The sequence below is a fragment of the Streptococcus intestinihominis genome (assembly GCF_046824975.1).
Lineage (GTDB): Bacteria > Bacillota > Bacilli > Lactobacillales > Streptococcaceae > Streptococcus.
This window is the reverse complement of record NZ_JBKQBL010000002.1, coordinates 267,230-270,516: the sequence shown is the minus strand read 5'-3', so window position 1 is coordinate 270,516 and position 3,287 is coordinate 267,230. Positions and strand designations below refer to the sequence as shown.

The window sequence follows — 3,287 nt, the reverse complement described above, 5'->3', positions numbered from 1 at the left end:
ATGACAACAATTGACTTTAAAGCAGAAGTAGAAAAACGTCGCGAAGAAATGATGGCTGACCTTTTCAGCCTCTTGGAAATCAACTCAGAACGGGATGACAGCCAGGCGGATGCGACTCACCCTTACGGACCTGGACCTGTCAAAGCCCTTGAGAAATTCTTGGAAATTGCTGAGCGTGATGGCTACGAAACAACCAATGTGGACAACTATGCTGGACACTTCACCTTTGGACAAGGGGAAGAAGAGCTAGGAATCTTTGCCCATATGGACGTGGTACCTGCAGGTAGTGGCTGGAATACAGACCCTTATAAACCTGAGATTATCGATGGCAAGCTCTATGCGCGTGGTTCATCAGATGATAAGGGACCTACAGTAGCTTGTTACTACGGTTTGAAGATCATCAAGGATCTGGGATTGCCAGTATCTAAGCGCGTGCGCTTCGTGGTCGGTACAGATGAAGAGTCTGGATGGGGCGATATGGACTACTATTTCAAACACGTCGGACTTCCTGATCCAGACTTTGGCTTCTCTCCAGATGCTGAGTTCCCAATCATTAACGGAGAAAAAGGAAACATTACTGAGTACCTTCACTTCGGTGGTCAAAATACAGGTCAAGCGCATCTTCATAGCTTCACAGGTGGCCTTCGTGAAAACATGGTACCAGAGTCAGCGACAGCAGTCGTTTCTGGCCAATTACCAGATCTAGCTGGTCTCTTGGAGGCCTTTGCCAATGAACACCAACTTCGTTATGAAGTGGCAACAGAGGATGACGGTAAATTTAAAGTCACTATTATCGGGAAATCTGCCCATGGCTCTACTCCAGAAGCTGGAATCAATGGAGCAACTTATTTGGCTCTCTTCTTGAACCAGTTTGACTTCGGTGGAGATGCCAAAGCATACTTGCAAGTGTCAGCATCTCTTCTTCATGAAGACTTTGCTGGTGAGAAACTTGGCATTGCCCATGTGGATGAAAAGATGGGGGCTCTCAGCATGAATGCGGGTGTCTTCAACTTCGACGAAAACAGCTCAGATAACACTATTGCCTTGAACATTCGTTACCCTAAAGGAACAGATCCAGAAACCATCAAAGCTGGACTTGAAAAAGTAGAAGGAGTGGCGTCCGTTAGCTTGTCTGCCCACGGCCACACCCCTCACTATGTTCCAATGGAAGATGAATTGGTCTCAACGCTTTTGCGTGTCTATGAAAAACAAACCGGACTGAAAGGTCATGAGCAAGTAATCGGTGGCGGAACCTTTGGTCGTCTATTGAAACGTGGGGTTGCTTTTGGTGCCATGTTCCCAGACTATGTGAACACTATGCACCAAGCCAATGAATTTGCGGATGTAGAAGATCTCTACCGTGCAGCTGCAATCTATGCAGAAGCCATCTACGAACTCATCAAATAAGACGCTACTCAGTCGGCACTTGCTGGCTGAGTTTTTGCTTAGAGGAGGAGAAATGGATCAACTAGAGCGGATCAAAGAGGCCATTATGGCGGATCCACAAAACAAAGCCTATACGGATAAAGGGATCGAGCCCTTATTTGCAGCACCAAAGACTGCTCGGATCAATATTATTGGCCAAGCGCCTGGTCTCAAGACCCAAGAAGCAGGTCTCTATTGGAAGGACAAGAGTGGAGATCGTCTAAGGGAGTGGTTAGGAGTCGATGAAGAAACCTTCTATCATTCGGGTCTATTTGCGGTCATTCCCATGGACTTTTATTTCCCAGGGCATGGCAAGTCAGGGGACCTGCCACCTCGCAAGGGCTTTGCGGAAAAGTGGCACCCTCAACTCCTCAAGGAGTGTCCGGATATAGAGTTGACCCTCTTGATTGGCCAGTACGCCCAAGCTTACTATCTCCATGAGAAGGTTAGTGGCAAGGTGACAGAGCGGGTGCGTCGGTACAAGGACTATCTGCCAGATTATTTCCCTCTGGTCCACCCTTCTCCCCGCAATCAGATCTGGATGGCCAAGAACCCCTGGTTTGAGGCAGAAGTGGTGCCAGCTATCCAGGCTCGGGTTCAGCAGATTTTAAGAGAGTTCAAAAAGAATAATGAGTGATAACCACAATAGGAGGTATTGCCATGGATGCATATCAAAAAGTCAAAGACAAACTAGATGAACTCGGGATTGAATTTGATGTGGTGGAACATCCTCCTGCATTCACGACTGAGCAGGCGGATTCTTATATTGAAGGCTTAGAAGGGGTCCGGACCAAGTCTATGTTTTTGACCAACAAGAAGAAAACCCAGTACTATTTGCTCATCATGGATGATCAGAAACCCTTGGACATGGATGATTTCAAAGAGCAAGTAGGAGCCAATCGGATCCGCATGGCTTCAGCTGAATCGCTAGCTGAAAAAATGCAATTACCAGCAGGGACAGTATCCCCATTTGGCCTGTTAAACAATGAAGAAAAAGATATTCTCGTCTATTTTGATCAGGATATTGTATCAGAGGAGATTATGACCTTCCATCCGAACACCAATGAAAAGACTATCTTTATCAAAACCAAAGACCTATTCCGCTTTTTAGAGTCCATTGACTTTAACTATGAAATACTAACCTTGCCATAGTGGCATCAAAAAGGAGAAATCATGAAAGAAATTCCATTTAATGACTTTGTAGCAAAGTACCAGGCAGGAGAAATTAACGTCGTCGATGTTCGCGAGCAAGAGGAATATGATGCTCTTCATCTGGACGGAGTGACCTTGCTTCCTTTATCAGTGTTGGCAGAACGCTACGCAGAACTAGACAAGGACCAAGCCTATTATGTCATCTGTAAGTCTGGTCGACGATCAGCCCGTGCCTGTCAATTTTTGGAAGAAGCGGGCTATGATGTAACCAACGTCCAAGGTGGCATGGATGCATTTGACTAGTTGGGATGACCCAGCTTGTGGATTCCGGTAGAACATTGAATTCTAGTGGAAATTTTTATATAATATATCTGTATTTTGTTTTATAAGGAGATTATTTTATGATCAAACAGGATTGGCTTGATTACTTTGAAGCTGTGAACGGTCGTTCAGCAACTGAAGCAGAGATCGCTCAAGCGTTGGCTGCAGGTGAGTTCCAAGAAGAACAGGTAGCCCAAGAAGCTTCACAATTTGTAGGTGCTCCAGTAGCTCCAGACCAAGTAAACGCTGGCTTTGTTGCTGCTCCAGCAGCACCTGAAGAAGTGACTTCTCAATTTGCTGCTGCGCCAGAAGCGCCAGCTCAAGAAGCACCACAATTCGCTGCTGCTCCAGAAGCGCCAGTTCAAGAAGCACCACAATTCGCTGCTGCC

The 3,287-nt window shown here is 46.2% G+C and carries 4 protein-coding genes and 1 pseudogene; all 5 read left to right on the top strand.

All coding sequences use genetic code 11. From position 1 onward, the window contains the following. Positions 1 to 1,407, top strand: coding sequence for a dipeptidase PepV (gene pepV, locus ACLOR3_RS04705; RefSeq protein WP_411400254.1), 1,407 nt, complete (start codon positions 1 to 3; stop codon positions 1,405 to 1,407). Positions 1,408 to 1,459: 52 nt separating this feature from the next. Continuing rightward, positions 1,460 to 2,062, top strand: coding sequence for a uracil-DNA glycosylase family protein (locus tag ACLOR3_RS04700; protein ID WP_411400255.1), 603 nt, complete (start codon positions 1,460 to 1,462; stop codon positions 2,060 to 2,062). A gap of 23 nt (positions 2,063 to 2,085) precedes the next feature. Next, positions 2,086 to 2,577 carry a prolyl-tRNA synthetase associated domain-containing protein gene (locus ACLOR3_RS04695; protein WP_411400256.1) on the top strand — a complete coding sequence of 164 codons (492 nt, stop codon included), beginning with the start codon at positions 2,086 to 2,088 and terminating at the stop codon, positions 2,575 to 2,577. 21 nt (positions 2,578 to 2,598) lie between these two features. Further along, a complete protein-coding gene (locus tag ACLOR3_RS04690) occupies positions 2,599 to 2,880 on the top strand; it encodes a rhodanese-like domain-containing protein (protein WP_223364032.1) in 282 nt (93 codons plus the stop codon). Positions 2,881 to 2,978: 98 nt separating this feature from the next. Next, positions 2,979 to 3,287, top strand: a pseudogene (locus ACLOR3_RS04685) (DUF6574 domain-containing protein); the annotation flags it as partial.

Bases quoted from the DNA above. Each gene is read 5' to 3' on its own strand.
- pepV (WP_411400254.1), top strand. From the start codon at position 1: ATGACAACAATTGACTTTAAAGCAGAAGTAGAAAAACGTCGCGAAGAA.
- ACLOR3_RS04700 (WP_411400255.1), top strand. From the start codon at position 1,460: ATGGATCAACTAGAGCGGATCAAAGAGGCCATTATGGCGGATCCACAA.
- ACLOR3_RS04695 (WP_411400256.1), top strand. From the start codon at position 2,086: ATGGATGCATATCAAAAAGTCAAAGACAAACTAGATGAACTCGGGATT.
- ACLOR3_RS04690 (WP_223364032.1), top strand. From the start codon at position 2,599: ATGAAAGAAATTCCATTTAATGACTTTGTAGCAAAGTACCAGGCAGGA.